The organism is Pseudocitrobacter cyperus, assembly GCF_039889165.1.
Lineage (GTDB): Bacteria > Pseudomonadota > Gammaproteobacteria > Enterobacterales > Enterobacteriaceae > Pseudocitrobacter > Pseudocitrobacter cyperus.
In genome coordinates this window covers 38,873-56,117 of the sequence record NZ_JAYMYY010000001.1, presented here as the reverse complement: position 1 = coordinate 56,117, position 17,245 = coordinate 38,873, and the positions used below count along the sequence as shown (strand labels likewise).

The window sequence follows — 17,245 nt, the reverse complement described above, 5'->3', positions numbered from 1 at the left end:
CCCGCTTTAATTTATCCACACCCGACGCGGGCCACCACGGGTTTGCGCGTCTTTCAATGTAAGGTATTTCGGTGAATATTCAGGCTCTTCTCTCAGACAAGGTTAGCCAGGCCCTGATTGCGGCAGGCGCGCCTGCCGATTGCGAACCCCAGGTTCGTCAGTCAGCAAAAGTTCAGTTCGGCGACTATCAGGCTAATGGCGTGATGGCGGTTGCAAAAAAACTGGGCATGGCGCCGCGACAACTGGCAGAGCAGGTTTTGTCTCACCTTGACCTTACCGGTGTCGCCTGCAAAGTTGAAATTGCCGGCCCGGGTTTTATCAACATCTTCCTTGACCCGGCGTTTCTGGCTGAGCACGTTAATTCCGCGCTGGCCGATCCACGCCTCGGCATTACGCAGCCTGTTCCGCAGACTGTCGTTGTCGACTACTCTGCGCCGAACGTTGCCAAAGAGATGCACGTCGGCCACCTGCGCTCAACCATTATTGGCGACGCCTCTGTACGCACCCTGGAGCTGCTGGGTCACAAAGTAATTCGCGCCAACCACGTCGGCGACTGGGGTACCCAGTTCGGGATGCTGATTGCATGGCTGGAAAAACAGCAGCAGGAAAATGCGGGTGAAATGGAACTGGCTGACCTCGAAGGTTTCTATCGTGATGCGAAAAAACATTACGATGAAGATGAAGCCTTTGCCGAACGCGCACGTAGCTACGTCGTCAAACTGCAGGGTGGCGATGAATACTTCCGCGAGATGTGGCGCAAGCTGGTCGATATCACCATGACCCAAAACCAGATCACCTACAACCGTCTGAACGTCACCCTGACCCGCGACGATGTCATGGGTGAAAGCCTGTACAACCCGATGTTGCCAGGCGTTGTGGCTGACCTGAAAGCCAAAGGTATGGCCGTAGAGAGCGAAGGCGCAACCGTCGTGTTCCTTGACGAATACAAGAACAAAGAAGGCGAGCCTATGGGCGTCATCATCCAGAAAAAGGATGGCGGCTACCTCTACACCACCACCGATATCGCCTGTGCGAAGTACCGTTATGAAACCCTGCATGCCGACCGCGTACTCTACTACATCGATTCCCGTCAGCATCAGCACCTGATGCAGGCGTGGACTATCGTGCGTAAAGCGGGCTACGTGCCGGAGTCTGTGCCGCTGGAACACCACATGTTCGGCATGATGCTGGGTAAAGACGGGAAGCCGTTTAAAACTCGTGCGGGCGGTACGGTGAAACTGGCGGATCTGCTGGACGAAGCGCTGGAACGCGCCCGTCGCCTGGTTGCCGAGAAGAACCCGGATATGCCAGCCGATGAACTGGAAAAACTGGCCAATGTCGTCGGTATCGGCGCGGTGAAATACGCCGATCTTTCCAAAAACCGTACCACCGACTACATCTTCGACTGGGACAACATGCTGGCGTTTGAGGGCAACACCGCGCCATACATGCAATATGCCTATACCCGCGTCCTCTCTGTATTCCGTAAAGCCGGTATTGAAGAGAGCAAACTGCTGAACGCCACGGTTGAGATCAAAGAAGATCGTGAAGCCCAACTGGCCGCACGCCTGTTGCAGTTCGAAGAGACCCTGAACGTGGTCGCCCGTGAAGGCACACCGCACGTTATGTGCGCGTATCTGTACGATCTGGCTGGGCTGTTCTCTGGTTTCTACGAACACTGCCCGATCCTCAGCGCAGAGAGCGAAGCGGTACGTAACAGCCGCCTGAAACTGGCGCTGCTGACGGCAAAAACCCTGAAAACAGGTTTGGATACGTTGGGTATCGAGACGGTTGAACGGATGTAAAAAAGAAACCCGGTGAAAGCCGGGTTTCTTTTTTGGTGAGGCGCTACGCTTGCCCGCCGAACGGTGCTAATCCGCACGCCATCAGAAATATTTCCGCAAATACTCCGTCAGACACAGAATTGCCATCGCCTGGCCGTATGGCATAGAGGTCAGCGGGATCTCGCGATAGAAATCAAGATTTGACCCCATCCCGGTGCCGAACGAGGTTTGCAGCAGTTCACCTTCCGGCGAGATATGCTTCACAATCCCTTGAATGGCTTTCTCGGCCACTTCTGCATACTCCGGCCCGACGTAGCGCTTACGTACCGCTTTCAGGATCCCGTAGGCAAACCCTGCCGTCGCAGAGGCTTCGAGGTATGAATTGGGATCGTCGAGCAACGTATGCCACAAACCGCTTTCATCCTGGCATTTTGCCAGCGCGTCTATCTGTGCGTTCAACACCTGAACCAGATAGCGGCGCACGGCGTTGTTTTCAGGAAGATCCACCAGCTCCAGGAAGTCCGGGATCACAATGGTCAGCCAGCTATTGCCGCGCGCCCAGCGGGCGTTGGCGAAGTTATGCTGACCTTCATAAGTCCAGCCGTGGAACCAGAGCCCGGTTTCCCGATCCATCAGGTTCTGCACATGCAGCAGGAACTGGTACACCGCTTCTTCAACATATTCCGGACGGTTAAGCAGTTTGCCGATTTTCGCCAGCGGCAGAACGGTCATCATCAATGTGTCATCCCACATCTGCTGATGATTCTCTTCGGCGAGAGTAATATGCTGCATGCCGCCATGACGGGTGCGCGGCATTTCGTTCATCGCCCACTCAGCCCAGCTATCCAGCCACGGCAGATACTCTGCATTGCCGGTCTCTTCATAACGGTACGCCAGGGTCAGGAACGGCGCCATGGTATTGACGTTTTTGGTGGTGGCGCCTTCGGCAAAGCGGTCAGCAAACCAGTTATCGATGATATCCCGCATGGCAGTATCGCCGGTCTGCTGGAAATACTGGTGAATGCCATAGAGCCCGACGCCGTGCGTCCACTCCCATCCGGCCCAGCCTTTAGTGTCGATTACACGGCCATCGTCGAGACGCAGCAGAAACTGACCAGTTTCATCCTTGATATTGACCAGATTGTGAGTAACCGTCTGGATCAAGCCTTTTAGTTCTTCCCTTGAGATAAAGCGCTCCGGTTGACGTAATAATGCGCTGTGTTTAACGGGCCAGACTTTCATATCCATTAACCTCTGTTATAAGTCGAGTTCAGTGTGACGTCCTGCTTAAGCGATGGCGCAGCAGGTTTGTTACGATTCAGATAACCAATATTGTTGTTGCCCCACAGGGATTCATAAGGCATCCCCGCCAGCATCTCGACCGTCGCACGGGCGGAAGGCGTAATGCTTTCCGGCATCGCGCGGCCAGATGCGCGCATCTTCGCGGTCTCTTCACGCAGTACGCTGTGCGTTTTCAGGTTCAGTTTGAAACGCAGTGAGACCAGGAAGCCGCAGGCCAGCACCAGAATAGTGCCGAAGCTTAAAATCATCAGGATGGTGTGGCTCACCTCAGGCGGCTGTACTTTCTGCCCGGACACAAAGCCCGACATCTGCATAATGATGCCGACCATCATTACCGCGCCCGCCTGAGAGGCTTTACGCGTCAGGGTCATAATGCCTGCGAAGATCCCTTCACGACGCTGGCCGGTGATCACCTCATCCACATCGGAGATATAGGTGTAGGTGTTCCACGGTACATAGTTGATACCGCCGCGACCCAGACCGGCAATGGCAGAAATCAGCAGCAGCAGTGAATAGACATCGCTCATGCCCGCATAGTAGAGCGCGGCGTAAGAGAGTGAACCCAGACCAAACAGCACCACCACCATGCGATAGGATGGTGCAGGCCCGAAGCGGATACACAGTGGGATCATGGCGATAACCGCGATGAACTGGAAGATAGCCATGGTACCCAGCAGGTTAGAGGCCATAGAGGCTTCCTGCATCAGCACGAAGACCACATAGTAGGTAAAGACGGCATTAAACACGTCCTGCGCGATATAACCACCCAAATACATGCCCAGATGCTGGCGGAAAATCTTGATGCGCAGCGTGGAAGTCAGTTCGGTGATAAGACGACTCATGCTTTGTGCAAAAGTGAGATGTTTTTTCTCTTCTTCGGCGCGCAGTGCCGCTTCCGTCCACTCTTCACGCGGGCGCTCCCAGGTGAAGAACCACACGAAGGTCAGCATCGTGGCACACAATACCGAGAAGACCAGGCTTGCGTAGAAGAAGGAGATGGCGTTGTCTTTACCGAAGGTGGTCAACAGAATACCAGGCAGGAAAGAGGCCAGAATCGCCGACATCTGCGCCATAGAAATACGCGCGCCGGAGAACTTAGTTTTCTGTTTGAAATCATCGGTCATTTCCGGCACCAGCGTTTCATACGGCACCAGAATCATGGTGTAGACGATATCGAAGATCAGATACGTCAGCAGGTAGTACCAGAAGCCCATGTCTCCGACCCACATAAAGGAGTAGCTGAAGACGCAGGGAATACCGAGCAGAATAAAGAACTTACGCCGACCAAAGCGCTTACCAAGCCAGGTCGAGCCAAAGTTATCGGTTAAGAAGCCCATCAGCGGGCTGACAACGGCATCAAGCACGCGCGCCGTCGCGAAAATGAACGTGGCTTCAATCGGCGTTAAGCCGCAGAAGGTAGTGTAGAAGTAGAGCAGCCAGGCTGCCGTTAACGCAGTGGTGCCTGCGCCGAGAAAATCCCCTGACCCGTAAGCAAGGTAATTAGCCAAACCTATTTTTCGTGTTTTCATCGCCGTGGATCCTGTGTTTTTTAAGCCCCTCTCAGAAGACAAGAGAGGACTGACACGGCTACAGTAAAATCATGCAAAGCTTTATACCTTTCCATTACTGCCAGGAGAATCCATTCACTGGCAAAAATGCAAAGAGTGGTGGCACGTGCTTCACCGATTTATAAAACAACGTTTCTTTTCAATCAAAAGCAGGGGCCAAAAATGCGAGGCCTACTACAGATTAGTGCTGTTTATGGCTAAGAAAAAAACAATTAGCGGTAGTTAACAATCACCGCAATACGGCGCACTTGCAACGCCGGGATCAACCGACCACCGCCCGGGACTTCCCAGATAAAGCGCAGTGATTCTGCGGCGGAAACATGAGCGAATGCATGCGTAGTGCCGCTTTGACTATCAATCTCCACACAGCGGCTGGAAGAACACAGACGTGTTCTCAACCCGGCAGGAATCGGGCCGTTAAGCTCATAGCGCCATGCGACCAGCGTCATCGCGCCCGTCACAGGCCCGGTTGCGCGAAGCGGCGCGGAGGAGACAGACTCGCCACGATGATTCAGCGTTAGCCCCGCACGGCTGGCCTGCCAGGCCCCCTCTCCCGCCGCATGAACGGTAAAGGACAAACAGAATAACAGCAGATACTTGATCATTATTTCCCGCCAATCGTCGCGGTCATACGGATGTTACGGTTATCCGACAGCTCCAGACTCGAGAGCACAACCAGTTGCGGCAGGCTGCGGCGTAAGAAGCGCGACAACAGCGGACGCAGCGCATGGTTCACCAGCAGAACAGGCGGCGCGCCAAGCATCTCCTGACGAGAGAGCGCCTCCTGGGTTTGCGCCAACAAGCGGTCTGCCAACCCCGGCTCCAGCCCGCCGCCGCTTTGCAGAGCCTGCAATAACAAACGCTCCAGCGGCGCGTCGAGGCCAATCACCTGCACCTCGTCACTGCCCGGGAACCAGCGCTGGGTGATAGCCCGTCCCAGCGCCACACGGACGACAGCGGTCAATTCATTCGGGTCGACCTGCACCGGCGCGTGTTCCGCCAGGGTCTCCAGAATGGTACGCATATCGCGGATCGGGACTTTTTCATCCAGCAGGTTTTGCAGCACCTTATGCAGCGTGGTCAGCGTCACCACCCCGGGCACCAGATCTTCCGTCAGCTTCGGCATCTCCTGGGTTACACGATCCAGCAGTTGCTGCGCCTCCTGGCGGCCAAACAGCTCCGATGAATGCTGGCTAATCAAGTGGTTAAGATGCGTTGCCACCACGGTGCTCGCCTCTACCACCGTAAAGCCCTGGATTTGCGCCTGCTCTTTCAGCGCATTTTCAATCCAGATAGCCGCCAGGCCAAATGCCGGGTCGACCGTGACTTCACCGGGCAGCGTCCCCGCCGCCGTCCCCGGGTTAATCGCCAGCCAGCGCCCCGGATAGGCCTCACCGCTGCCAATTTCGACGCCTTTAAGCAAAATACGGTAGCGCGCGGGAGGTAAATCCATATTGTCGCGAATATGCACCACAGGCGGCAGGAAGCCCGTCTCCTGGGCGAACTTTTTACGGATACTGCGGATGCGACCCAGTAGTTCGCCATCCTGCTGAAAATCCACCATCGGGATCAGGCGGTAGCCCACCTCCATGCCCAACGTATCTTCCAGTTGCACATCATTCCAGGTGGCCTCGACAGCCTGGGTATTTTCCACGGTTTTGGTCGGCTGCGGCGGTTCCGGCGTATTCAACGCGCGGCCACGTTGCCACCAGGCGAGCCCCAGCAGCGCTGCGGTAAATAACAGAAACACAAAGTTCGGCATTCCGGGCACCAGGCCCAGCAACCCGAGAACGGCGGCACTGAGCAGCATCACGCGCGGGTTGCTGAACAACTGGCTAACCATCTGCTCACCGACATCCTGTTCAGTACTGACGCGGGTGACAATCACCCCCGCCGCCGTAGAGATAACCAGCGCCGGGATCTGCGCCACCAGGCCATCACCAATGGTCAACAGGGTGTAGGATTCCGCGGCTTTACCCAACGGCAGCCCGTGCTGCAAAACGCCAACCAGCAGGCCGCCAATGATGTTGATCACCATAATCAGGATCCCGGCGATGGCATCGCCGCGCACAAACTTGCTCGCGCCGTCCATCGAACCGTAGAAATCGGCCTCCTGGGTCACTTCGCTGCGGCGTTTTTTCGCCTCCTCCTCGCCGATAATTCCGGCGTTGAGATCGGCATCGATAGCCATCTGTTTACCCGGCATGCCATCCAGCACGAAACGCGCGCCCACTTCAGCAATACGCCCGGCACCTTTGGTGATAACCATAAAGTTGATGATCACAAGGATAATGAAGACCACGATACCGATAGCAAAGTTGCCCCCCACCAGGAAGTGGCCGAAGGCTTCAACCACCTTTCCCGCCGCCGCGCCGCCGGTATGCCCATCCATCAGGATAATACGCGTTGAGGCAACGTTCAGGGCCAGACGGAGTAATGTCGTGAAGAGCAGAATGGTTGGAAACGCGGCAAACTCCAGCGTGCGCTGGGTAAACATCGCCACCAGCAGCACCATAATGGACAGCGCGATATTAAAGGTAAACAGCAGGTCGAGAACGAATGCCGGCAGCGGCAACACCATCATCGACAAAATCAGCAGGATCAGCACCGGCCCGGCGAGAACCTGCCATTGGGTAGATTTAAACGTGTCGGGCAGACGCAGCATTGCAGCCAGATTAGCCATCGGAGTCCTTCTCATTCAAAAAATCCAGCGCCTCAGGCACCGGCAGGTTATCAGGTTTTTTCGGCGGCGTTCCGCCCGCCAGTCGCCAGCGTTTAAGCTGCCAGACCCAGGCAAGCACTTCCGCCACGGCAGCATAAAGCTGCCCGGGAATTTGCTGCCCTACTTCGGCATGACGATAGAGCGCACGCGCCAGCGGTGGCGCTTCCAGCATCGGCACGCGATTTTCCTCGCCCAGTTCACGAATACGCAGGGCAACCAGCCCGGCACCTTTCGCCACCACCCGTGGGGCGCTCATTTTGTTTTCGTCGTACTGTAAAGCCACCGAGTAGTGTGTCGGGTTGTTGACTATCACGTCCGCCTTCGGCACGTCCGCCATCATTCGTCGTCGGGCCGCCGCTCGCTGCATCTGACGAATGCGCCCTTTCACATGCGGGTCGCCTTCGCTCTGTTTAAATTCATCACGAATATCCTGCCGGGACATGCGCAGTTTTTTAAGATGGCTGTAGATTTGCCAGAAGACGTCAAATCCCACCATCGGGATGATGGCCAGTACCACCAGCAGCGCACAAAAACCCACCATATTGAGGGCATTCCCCATCGCGACCAGGGGAGACTCGCTGATAAGCCGCATCATCTCCGGCCAGTGAAGCCACAAAAAGAGCCCGGCCATGCTGCCCATCAGCAGCGATTTCATCACCGCCTTCATCAGTTCCGCCGCCGTTTGCGCCGAGAACATGCGCTTAATGCCCGGCAGCGGGTTGAGCTTATCAAGCTTAAAAGCCAGCGATTTGCCGCTAAATACCAGCCCGCCGAGCATCACAGGCGCTATCAGCGCCACGACCACCACGCCGACAATCAGCGGCATCAGCGCCAGCATCGCCTCTTTCAGCAACAGGATTATCTGCCCGAGAATAAGATTCGGGTCGTTGATAATTGAGTGATCAAAGCGCAGCCCGGAGGAGAGCAAGCTGGCTAAACGGCGGGCAAGCGACTCCCCACCCAGCCAGATGACGCAAACCCCCACCAGCAGGATCAGCAGCGAGGTTAACTCTCGCGATCGCGGAATTTGCCCCTCTTCGCGCGCTTTTTCCAGCCGTTGGGGTGTGGGGTCTTCTGTTTTATCGTCGTTTTCTTCTGACACGCCGTGGCTCTCGCAGACTCATCCACGGTCATTATTGCGCGAGGGGAAAAGAACAATCGGAGGAAAAGGCGCGTAAAACAGGGGAAACTCCCCCGTTTACGCCAGGCACGGGTGCAATGTGTACAAAAAAATCAGAAACCTAAACTATCGAGCAGATCGTCGACCTGATCCTGGCTGGCAACCACGCCGGCTTTCGACGTGTCCATCTGCGGGCCGTTGAGCAGGCTTTCGTTTTCACGTTTCGTCCGCGTTGACGGCTCAGGCATATTCTCCAGCAGCACCATTAATAGCTGGCGCTCAATCTCCTGAATCACATCCATCATCCGTTTAATCACCTGCCCGGTGAGATCCTGGAAGTCCTGCGCCATCATAATTTCCAGCAACTGGGCATTGGTGGAGCGGGTATGCTCCGGAACATCGCGCAGATACTGGCGCGTATCGCTCACCAGTTCACGCGCATCCGCCAGTTCGATCGGGTTCTCAAACCATTCATCCCAGCGCGTGCTCAACGCGTTGGCGTTTTTCTCCAGCGCGTCCTGATGCGGTTGCGACGCTTCAACGCTGTTCAGCGCGCGTTCGGCCGCCTGAGCGGTCATCTGGACAACATAGTCCAGACGATCCCGCGCATCAGGAATGGCTTCCGCCGCCTCGGCGATAGCCTGATCGAGCCCCAGCTCCCGCAGGCTGTCGCGCAGCATGCGGGTCAGGCTGCCGATACGCGCAATAATATCGGCTGCGGAGTGTTCATCATCGGGCTTAATGGGGGGGTGTATCATCGTCATCTCCTCACATGCCCAGCTTCTCGAAAATCTTATTCAGCTTCTCTTCCAGCGTCGCGGCGGTAAATGGCTTCACCACATAGCCACTGGCTCCGGCCTGCGCGGCGGCGATGATGTTCTCTTTCTTCGCTTCCGCCGTCACCATCAGAACCGGTAATGCCGCCATGGCGCCATCACCACGGATCGTTTTTAGCAGATCCAGCCCGTCCATATTCGGCATGTTCCAGTCAGAAATCACAAAGCCAAAACCGCCAGCCTGTAATTTATTCAGCGCATCGACACCGTCTTCCGCCTCTTCGACATTATTAAAACCCAGTTCTTTTAGCAGGTTACGCACAATGCGGCGCATGGTGGAAAAGTCATCCACGACCAAAAACTTAAGCTCTTTATCCGCCATTCCCATCTCTCCTGTTATATTCGTATTGCCTGTCCGGCACTGATTTTCGCCAGCATCTGCTGGCTTATCTGACTAAGATCGACCACTTCGCTGACGCCACCCATATTGATGGCTTCACGCGGCATGCCGAACACCACACAACTGGCTTCATTCTGGGCAATCGTCCAGGCGCCCGCCTGGTGCATCGCCCGTAATCCCGCCGCGCCGTCGTTGCCCATTCCGGTGAGGATCGCCCCAACGGCATTACGCCCCGCATAGCGGGCCACGGAATGAAATAACACGTCCACCGACGGGCGATGCCGGTTGACCGCGGGCCCGTCGTGGATTTTGATTTGATAATTCGCCCCGCTACGCGCCAGTTCCATATGCCGATCGCCCGGCGCAATGTAGGCATGTCCTGGCAAAACGCGCTCGCCATCTTCGGCTTCCTTCACGCCTATCTGGCATAGCTTATTGAGCCGATCGGCAAAAGATCGGGTGAATCCCGGCGGCATATGCTGGGTGATCAGCAGCGCGGGGCTGGTTAGCGGCAGCGGCTGCAACACATGACGGATTGCCTCCGTGCCGCCAGTGGACGCGCCAATGGCAATCAGCTTTTCAGAACTCAATAGCGGCCCGGTTTTTAAAGCCGCCGGGGCGGGCAGCGTTTTGTGCGCGGCAATCTGCGCCCGCGCCGCCGCACGTATTTTTTCCGCAATCATTTCGCTGTAGGCCAGCATGCCTTCGCGGATCCCCAACTGCGGTTTGGTGACAAAATCCACCGCGCCCAGTTCCAGCGCGCGTAGAGTGACCTCCGACCCTTTCCCGGTTAGCGAAGAGACCATGACCACCGGCATCGGACGCAGGCGCATCAGTTTTTCAAGGAAATCGAGTCCATCCATACGCGGCATTTCGACATCCAGCGTCAGAACATCAGGATTAAATTTTTTGATTAAATCCCTGGCGACCAACGGATCTGGCGCGGTGGCGACGATTTCCATGTCGCTGTGACTGTTAATTATTTCGGTCATGATTTGCCGCATCAGCGCCGAATCATCAACCGAAAGCACCCTGATTTTACTCATGCGTTTTCCTTACTCAGCGCGTAAACCGTTTGCCCCCGCAGACTAAATTCATGCACGAGGTGGCTAAAGTTCTCCGAGTGCCCGGCAAACAGTAATCCTCCCGGCTTTAGCAGTGGGATAAAACGGCGGAGAATGGCCTGCTGCGTCGCTTTATCAAAGTAGATCATTACGTTACGACAGAATATTGCATCAAATGGCCCCGGAACGTTGTAGTGACGTTCAAGCAGATTAACGCTGGAGAAATCAACAAAATTCGCCAGTTCAGCGCGAACCTTAACCAGCCCGGCATGCGGGCCGGTACCACGCATAAACCAGCGCTGAAGCTGCTGCTGGGTTAGCGTCTTCAGTTCTTCCTGGCGATAAATGCCGTTCTGCGCTTTTTTCAGCACTTCAGTGTCGATATCACTGGCGTGTATTTTCCAGCTCCCCGGCGTACTCCCCAACGTTTGCGCAAGCGTCATGGCGATGGAATAGGGTTCCTCTCCCGTCGACGCCGCCGCACTCCAGACCCGGTATTCCCCCCGCCGCTTTGCCGCATGCTCAGCCAGCGTCGGGAAATGGTGCGCTTCGCGAAAAAATGCCGTTAGGTTGGTGGTTAATGAGTTAATAAACGCCTGCCATTCTGTGCTTTCTGTGTCACTCTCAAGCAACGATAAATAGTGGCCAAAATCGTCCAGCTCCAGCGTGCGCAAACGGCGTACAAGCCGGTTGTAGACCATATCGCGCTTGTGATCCGCCAGCACAATGCCTGCCCGCTGGTGGATCAGTTGGCTTATCCGACGAAACTGAGTGTCAGACAGCTCAAGGCGCTGCGTCATCGGTGTGGTGAACGACGAGGGTATGGATGTCATAGCGCCTTCTTCTATAGCCTTCAGGAAATGGCGGGCAGTGCGTTCGGTACCACGCGCTCCCCGGAGTGAGTATTCAGTTCATCAATTTTAAAAACCGAGACCAGGGTTATCAGAACGTCCGCCTGGCCCGTCAACTGTTCGGTGGCCGCCGCCCCCTCTTCCACCAGCGCGGCGTTCTGCTGTGTAACCTGATCCATCTGGCTGACCGCAAGCGCTACCTGCTCAATGCCGCGGCGCTGCTCATCCGACGCAGAAGCAATCTCGCCCATGATGTCGTTGACCTGAGTGACAGAGTGAACAATTTCCCCCATCGTTTTTGCCGCCGTGTCCACCAGCGCAGAGCCTTCCCGCACCCGCGAGACAGACTCTTCAATCAGCACTTTGATCTCTTTCGCTGCCTGTGCGCTACGGCTCGCCAGATTGCGCACTTCACCGGCCACGACGGCGAATCCACGCCCCTGCTCACCCGCGCGAGCCGCCTCGACCGCCGCATTCAGCGCCAGGATATTGGTCTGGAAGGCGATGCCGTCAATCACGCTGATGATGTCGCCGATTTTCTGCGAACTGGTGGCGATGCTTTGCATGGTCTCGGCGACGTTAGAGGCCTGATCACCGCCAAGACGCGCCGTCTGCGCCGCACTGCTGGCGAGGTCTGAGGCCTGACGCGCGTTATCGGCGTTTTGCCCAACCGTCGCGGTCAACTGCTCCATACTGGCTGCCGTTTCTGCCAGCGATGCCGCCTGTTGTTCCGTTCGCGCCGAGAGGTCATTGTTGCCCGCTGCGATTTCCGAAATCCCCGTATGCATCGCATAGCTGCCCTGACGAACCTGGCTTACGGTGTTGCGCAACGCATCCTGCATCGCTTTCAACCCGGCAAATATGGCGCTGATTTCGTTTTTGCCGACGACGGCGACTGGACGCGCCAGGTCGCCTTTGGCAATCCCCTCGAAGTGGTCACTGACCCGCTTCAGGGGTGACACAATCATCCGACGCGACCACAGCAAGGAGCCGGCCGTGATGAACACCGCCAGCACCACCATGGTGATAAACATCACCAGTGAACGTTGGTAGTCGTGCTGACTCTCCTCGCGGGCAGCATCGATATAACCATCGATATGGCGCTGCCACCCCTGGTAATCAGCATCAAATTTGGCCTGTATTTTTTGTACCGGCGAACCGAGGAAGTCGGCGAGTTGATTGGTTTCCAGCCAGGTTGCCTGATGTTCCAGCCCGTTACGCCAGGCGGTAAAGCTGGCATCCGTGCGTTCGCCCAACTGGCGGGACGCCGCCGAGCGCAGCTCAATGGTTTTGAAGGCGGCAAATTCGCTATCCGCCTGTTTGAGCGCCTGACGCGCTTCCACCATCCCCGCTTTGATTTCGTCAATCGGGTAGCCCAGCGCGGTCAGCGTACCGGTACGGTTCAGCACCTGGCTGGTCTGTAACAGCGCCGCGCGCGCCGCCATCAGCGAACTAAGCTGCTGCCCGCTATGTTCAATTTGCTCCAGGTTTTTCTGGCCGTCGCGAAACGCCCAGAACGACAGGCCATTGCTGCCAATCTGTAACAGGCCGCAGATAATCAAAATCAAAAACAACGTGGTCGAAATGCGAATACGATTAAACATGCAACACCTTCCCGATGACGTGATATCGCTGTTATCGGCACCAGGAAGTGAAACTTTATGCAGAGGGTGGGAAATGTGCAGGCGAAAAAGGTGCGCACAAATGCGCAAAAACGCAACAACAGCAATAAACCTTAAAAAATAGTTGTAAATCTGTGCGCTTTAATTCAATTTATATGATGAATGAATAAGTGAAATTAAATAATAAAAAATCATTATTCATCATGTTGATAAATTGTAATACGACGGGGAAACATTAAGTGGCAAACGCAAATAAGCTCACGGTTTTTATCGTGATTTTCATGCTGGCGGGGATTCTCACCGGCGCAATGATCCATTCCTACGCATCAGCAGACACCATCACCGCATGGTCAGACAACATCACCCTCCTCACCGATATCTTCCTTCGCCTGATCAAAATGGTTATCGCCCCTCTGGTGTTCAGTACGCTGACCGTGGGGATTATGCGCCTGGGTGAAACTTCCACTATCGGGCGCGTCGGCGGTAAGGCGATGGTATGGTTTATCAGCTCTTCCGTTCTTTCGATTCTGGTGGGTCTGTTCATCGTAACGCTGGAGCAACCCGGCAGCGGGATGAACCTGGCCATTCCAGCCAGTACGGTGGAAACCGGGCTGGCAACCAGCGGAATGTCGCTGAAAGCGTTCCTCGCCCACACTATTCCAACCAGTATTGCAGGGGCGATGGCCGATAACGAGATCCTGCAAATTGTGGTCTTCTCAATGTTCTTCGGCATTGGTGGCGCGTCGCTGGGGCAGAAATTTAACGCCCCGCTGGTGGCTGCGCTGGATGTGGTATCGCACATCATGCTGAAAGTGACGGGTTATGTGATGTATGTTGCACCGCTGGCCATTTTTGCTGCTATCTCCTCCGTTATTGCCAAAGAGGGCCTCGGCATTCTGCTCAACTACGCCTCGTTCATCGGCGGTTACTATGTTGCGATTATGCTGACGTGTCTGGTGCTGGTGGGCGTGGGATATATGGTGCTGAAAAAAGAGATTTTCCGCCTGGTTAATATGCTCAAAGATCCGGTGCTGGTCGCGTTCACCACCAGCAGCTCTGAAGCGGCTTATCCGAAAACCCTCGAACAACTGGCGAAATTTGGCTGCTCGCCGAATATCGTCTCTTTCGTTCTGCCGATTGGCTACTCCTTTAACCTTGTTGGGTCGATGGTGTACTGCTCGTTTGCGTCGATGTTTATCGCCCAGGCCTACAATATTCAGTTGAGCTTCTCTGAAATTACCGTATTAATGCTGACGTTGATGCTGGCCTCAAAAGGTATCGCCGGGGTTCCGCGCTCTGCGCTGGTGGTGCTGGCGGCCACGATCCCAAGCTTTAATATTCCGGTTGCAGGCATTTTGCTGCTAATGGGAATTGACCATTTCCTCGATATGGGGCGTTCTGCGATTAATGTTCTGGGTAACGGCGTGGCGGCGGCGATGCTTTCGCAGAATGAAGGAATGCTGAGCGCAGGCGAAGCCGACGAAGTGGAACAGCAGGAGGTTCAGGCTTAAGCGCGGCGCCTGTCAGGCCTACGTTTATTCTCACGTAGGCCTGATAAAAGCATTTATGCTGCCTGCGTCGCCGTACTATCCAGCAACGCCATTTCGTCGCTACTCAGCAATTTCTCGATATTGACCAGAATCAGCATCCGATCATCCAGCGCACCCAGCCCGGTCAGGTACTCCGTTGACAGCGTCACGGCAAACTCCGGCGCAGGACGGATTTGATCCGCCGCAAGCGACAACACATCAGAGACGCCATCCACCACAATTCCCACCACGCGCTGCCCCAGATTCAGCACAATCACCACCGTATTGTCGTTGTACTCCACATCTTGCTGGCTGAATTTCACGCGCAGATCAACGATTGGCACAATCACACCGCGCAGATTGGTTACGCCTTTAATAAAGGCCGGGGTATTGGCGATGCGCGTCACCTGGTCATAACCGCGGATCTCCTGCACCTTCAGAATATCAATGCCGTACTCCTCATCCCCAAGGGTGAAGACCAGAAATTCCTGGCCCGATGGCTCGCCCGCCATTTTTGCTACGCTGTTCATACCGGTCATGCTTTTTCCTTCTCTGTTTTCAGGCGGCGATGTACGCCAGACATTTTTCACGATTGAGGCTTTGCAGGGCTGCGACATCCACAATCAGCGCCACACTACCGTCCCCCAGGATAGTCGCAGCCGAAATCCCCGGCACCTTGCGATAGTTGCTCTCCAGATTTTTCACCACCACCTGGTGCTGGCCGATAAGCTGATCGACCAGCAGCGCATAGCGACGCCCCGCGCTTTGCAGGATCACCACAATACCCTGAGTGGCTTCGGTTTTTGCGCCCAATACATCAAAGACTTTCCACAACTCCACCAGAGGCAGGTATTCACCGCGCACCTCGAGTACGCGCTCACCGCCCGCCAGCGGGTGTAAATCTTCTTCACGCGGCTGGAGGGATTCCATCACCGCATTGAGCGGCAGGATAAACACTTCGTCATTCACTTTGACCGACATGCCATCGAGGATCGCAAGCGTCAGCGGCAGCAGAATGCGAATTGTCGTTCCCACGCCTTGCTTAGACTTAATCTCAACGTGTCCCCCCATCTCCTGGATATTCCGCTTTACCACATCCATGCCGACACCGCGCCCTGAGACGTCCGTCACCTGCTCCGCCGTTGAAAAGCCTGGCGCGAAAATCAGCATCCCGACCTCGTCATCGCTCATGTTGTCGTGCACTGCCAGCCCCTGCGACAGCGCTTTTGCCAAAATACGCTCCCGATTCAGCCCGGCACCATCGTCAGTGACTTCGATGCAAATGTTGCCGCCCTGGTGCTCCGCAGACAAAATCAAATTACCGACGTCCGATTTCCCTGCGGCAATACGCCGTTCCGGCAGTTCAATACCGTGATCGAGGCTGTTGCGCACCAGATGCGTTAACGGGTCGATGATGCGTTCAATCAGGCTCTTATCCAGTTCCGTCGAACTGCCCTGAAGGGTAAGTTCAACCTGTTTGCCCAGTTTGCTGGCCAGATCGCGTACCAGACGCGGGAAGCGGCTGAACACATACTCCATCGGCATCATACGAATCGACATCACCGATTCCTGCAAATCCCGCGCGTTGCGCTGAAGCTGGCCCATGCTGGTGATGAGATCGCCATGTTGTACCGGGTCAAGTGCCGTGGATCGCTGCGCCAGCATCGATTGGGTTATCACCAGTTCGCCCACCAGGTTGATAAGCTGATCGACTTTCTCCACCGCGACACGAATACTGCTCGATTCGCTGGTACGCGCCGGTTTCTCGCGCTCCACGCGCGCGGGCGCAACGGGCACCAGCGTCGGCGCGGCAATTGGTTTAACACTCACCGCCTGCACAGCGTCGAAAGCAATCTGATCGGCTTCAATGACAAAGCAGAGCACCGCGACGATATCATCCTGATTAACATCGCCCTCAAGTGTCGCGGTCAGGCTATCGGCGGTTTTACAGATTTCACTCAGGGTCGCCAGGTTGCTGAGTTCTTCCTGTAACATCTCCGGTTCACCGGGTTTCAGGCGAGAAAGCGTAATACGCGTGCTCCCTTCCGCGGAATCAGCGTTTTCCACCACCGTCAGCCGGGTGTTGACGGGCGCGGCGGGAACGCTCTCGCCTTTGGCTTCCAGCGCTAACTGGCGCAGCGCCTGGCAGATGTATTCAAAGCTTACGGCATCCGGCTCCTGTGAGCTTTTATAGGCATCAAGCTGTTCCTGCATAATATCTTTGGTTTCCAAAAACAGGTTTATAATGTCGGTATTGAGCGGCATCTCGCCGCGACGCGCGTCGTCGAGCAGGTTTTCCATTAAATGCGTCGTTTCCTGCAAGACAGAAAACCCGAAGGTACCCGCCCCGCCTTTGATCGAGTGCGCCGCCCGGAAGATGGCATTCATCTGTTCGGTGTCGGGGTCGGACGGAACCAGATCCAGCAGGTGCTGCTCCATATCCGCCAACAATTCGTCGGCTTCATCAAAAAAAGTCTGATAAAAATCGCTGATATCCATGCTCACGC

The 17,245-nt window shown here is 55.6% G+C and carries 14 protein-coding genes; 2 read left to right on the top strand and 12 right to left on the bottom strand.

Annotated features, from left to right (window positions below):
* Positions 1-71: 71 nt before the first annotated feature.
* A complete protein-coding gene (gene argS, locus VSR74_RS00305; protein WP_347792847.1) occupies positions 72-1,805 on the top strand; it encodes an arginine--tRNA ligase in 1,734 nt (577 codons plus the stop codon).
* 81 nt (positions 1,806-1,886) lie between these two features.
* Here the strand turns inward: argS and bglB are convergent, their stop codons facing one another.
* From bglB to VSR74_RS00255, 10 genes are all read right to left on the bottom strand, one after another.
* Positions 1,887-3,026 (bottom strand): beta-galactosidase BglB, encoded by a 1,140-nt coding sequence (gene bglB / locus VSR74_RS00300; protein WP_347792846.1) that lies wholly within the window; start codon positions 3,024-3,026, stop codon positions 1,887-1,889.
* 5 nt (positions 3,027-3,031) lie between these two features.
* Positions 3,032-4,615 (bottom strand): MFS transporter, encoded by a 1,584-nt coding sequence (locus VSR74_RS00295; protein WP_347792845.1) that lies wholly within the window; start codon positions 4,613-4,615, stop codon positions 3,032-3,034.
* A 251-nt stretch (positions 4,616-4,866) separates the two neighbouring features.
* The gene (gene flhE, locus VSR74_RS00290; protein WP_347792844.1) at positions 4,867-5,259 is read right to left on the bottom strand and encodes a flagellar protein FlhE; all 393 of its coding nucleotides are present in this window, start codon (positions 5,257-5,259) and stop codon (positions 4,867-4,869) included.
* Positions 5,259-7,337 carry a flagellar biosynthesis protein FlhA gene (flhA, locus tag VSR74_RS00285; RefSeq protein ID WP_347792843.1) on the bottom strand — a complete coding sequence of 693 codons (2,079 nt, stop codon included), beginning with the start codon at positions 7,335-7,337 and terminating at the stop codon, positions 5,259-5,261. The genes flhE and flhA overlap by 1 nt, the downstream gene beginning before the upstream one ends.
* Positions 7,330-8,478 carry a flagellar biosynthesis protein FlhB gene (gene flhB / locus VSR74_RS00280; protein ID WP_347792842.1) on the bottom strand — a complete coding sequence of 383 codons (1,149 nt, stop codon included), beginning with the start codon at positions 8,476-8,478 and terminating at the stop codon, positions 7,330-7,332. Before flhB ends, flhA begins: the two co-directional genes overlap by 8 nt.
* Positions 8,479-8,609: 131 nt before the next feature.
* Positions 8,610-9,254 carry a protein phosphatase CheZ gene (gene cheZ / locus VSR74_RS00275; RefSeq protein ID WP_347792841.1) on the bottom strand — a complete coding sequence of 215 codons (645 nt, stop codon included), beginning with the start codon at positions 9,252-9,254 and terminating at the stop codon, positions 8,610-8,612.
* Between the two features lie 10 nt (positions 9,255-9,264).
* Positions 9,265-9,654 carry a chemotaxis response regulator CheY gene (cheY, locus tag VSR74_RS00270; RefSeq protein ID WP_015964001.1) on the bottom strand — a complete coding sequence of 130 codons (390 nt, stop codon included), beginning with the start codon at positions 9,652-9,654 and terminating at the stop codon, positions 9,265-9,267.
* A gap of 14 nt (positions 9,655-9,668) precedes the next feature.
* Positions 9,669-10,718: a protein-glutamate methylesterase/protein-glutamine glutaminase gene (locus VSR74_RS00265; protein ID WP_347792840.1), complete on the bottom strand. Its 1,050-nt coding sequence runs from the start codon at positions 10,716-10,718 to the stop codon at positions 9,669-9,671.
* Positions 10,715-11,569 carry a protein-glutamate O-methyltransferase CheR gene (gene cheR / locus VSR74_RS00260; RefSeq protein WP_347792839.1) on the bottom strand — a complete coding sequence of 285 codons (855 nt, stop codon included), beginning with the start codon at positions 11,567-11,569 and terminating at the stop codon, positions 10,715-10,717. The genes VSR74_RS00265 and cheR overlap by 4 nt, the downstream gene beginning before the upstream one ends.
* A gap of 20 nt (positions 11,570-11,589) precedes the next feature.
* A complete protein-coding gene (locus tag VSR74_RS00255) occupies positions 11,590-13,191 on the bottom strand; it encodes a methyl-accepting chemotaxis protein (protein ID WP_347792838.1) in 1,602 nt (533 codons plus the stop codon).
* A 257-nt stretch (positions 13,192-13,448) separates the two neighbouring features.
* Between VSR74_RS00255 and VSR74_RS00250 the strand changes: the two genes are divergently transcribed.
* On the top strand, positions 13,449-14,720 hold the full coding sequence (locus VSR74_RS00250) for a dicarboxylate/amino acid:cation symporter (RefSeq protein ID WP_347792837.1): 1,272 nt from the start codon (positions 13,449-13,451) through the stop codon (positions 14,718-14,720).
* A gap of 53 nt (positions 14,721-14,773) precedes the next feature.
* Here VSR74_RS00250 and cheW read toward each other — a convergent pair whose 3' ends face one another.
* Positions 14,774-15,277 (bottom strand): chemotaxis protein CheW, encoded by a 504-nt coding sequence (gene cheW / locus VSR74_RS00245; RefSeq protein WP_347792836.1) that lies wholly within the window; start codon positions 15,275-15,277, stop codon positions 14,774-14,776.
* A 19-nt stretch (positions 15,278-15,296) separates the two neighbouring features.
* Positions 15,297-17,243: a chemotaxis protein CheA gene (gene cheA, locus VSR74_RS00240; protein WP_347792835.1), complete on the bottom strand. Its 1,947-nt coding sequence runs from the start codon at positions 17,241-17,243 to the stop codon at positions 15,297-15,299.
* Positions 17,244-17,245: the final 2 nt, after the last annotated feature.

Coding starts and splice junctions, on each gene's coding strand:
- bglB (WP_347792846.1), bottom strand. CDS start 3,026: ATGAAAGTCTGGCCCGTTAAACACAGCGCATTATTACGTCAACCGGAG.
- VSR74_RS00295 (WP_347792845.1), bottom strand. CDS start 4,615: ATGAAAACACGAAAAATAGGTTTGGCTAATTACCTTGCTTACGGGTCA.
- flhE (WP_347792844.1), bottom strand. CDS start 5,259: ATGATCAAGTATCTGCTGTTATTCTGTTTGTCCTTTACCGTTCATGCG.
- flhA (WP_347792843.1), bottom strand. CDS start 7,337: ATGGCTAATCTGGCTGCAATGCTGCGTCTGCCCGACACGTTTAAATCT.
- cheZ (WP_347792841.1), bottom strand. CDS start 9,254: ATGATACACCCCCCCATTAAGCCCGATGATGAACACTCCGCAGCCGAT.
- cheY (WP_015964001.1), bottom strand. CDS start 9,654: ATGGCGGATAAAGAGCTTAAGTTTTTGGTCGTGGATGACTTTTCCACC.
- VSR74_RS00265 (WP_347792840.1), bottom strand. CDS start 10,718: ATGAGTAAAATCAGGGTGCTTTCGGTTGATGATTCGGCGCTGATGCGG.
- cheR (WP_347792839.1), bottom strand. CDS start 11,569: ATGACATCCATACCCTCGTCGTTCACCACACCGATGACGCAGCGCCTT.
- VSR74_RS00255 (WP_347792838.1), bottom strand. CDS start 13,191: ATGTTTAATCGTATTCGCATTTCGACCACGTTGTTTTTGATTTTGATT.
- cheW (WP_347792836.1), bottom strand. CDS start 15,277: ATGACCGGTATGAACAGCGTAGCAAAAATGGCGGGCGAGCCATCGGGC.